This window comes from Nocardiopsis sp. LOL_012 (genome assembly GCF_048060475.1).
GTDB lineage: Bacteria > Actinomycetota > Actinomycetes > Streptosporangiales > Streptosporangiaceae > Nocardiopsis.
Map to the genome: position 1 here is coordinate 1 of NZ_JBHMIV010000144.1, position 262 is coordinate 262.

Below are 262 nucleotides of genomic sequence, written 5' to 3' on the forward strand. Positions count from 1 at the left end.
GGCAACCGCTCCAGCACCACCACCGCCGACGGCACCATGTGCTCCGGCAACACCTCCGACACTGAGGCACGGACACGGGCGGGGTCGATGTCGGCGCCCGCCGGGACCACGTAGGCGACCAGCCGGAGCTCCCCGGTCGTGGAACCGTGCGCGATCACGGCGGCTTGGTCGACCTCCCGGTCCGCCACGAGGGCGTTCTCCACCTCGCCGGGCTCGATGCGGAAGCCGCGGACCTTGACCTGGGCGTCGGCCCGGCCCACCA

At 73.3% G+C, this 262-nt stretch carries 1 protein-coding gene; it reads right to left on the minus strand.

What is annotated here, in order from left to right; translation table 11 throughout:
* The coding region (locus ACFHWE_RS23835; protein WP_416604119.1) for an AMP-binding enzyme at window positions 1-262 on the minus strand (262 nt) is incomplete at both ends.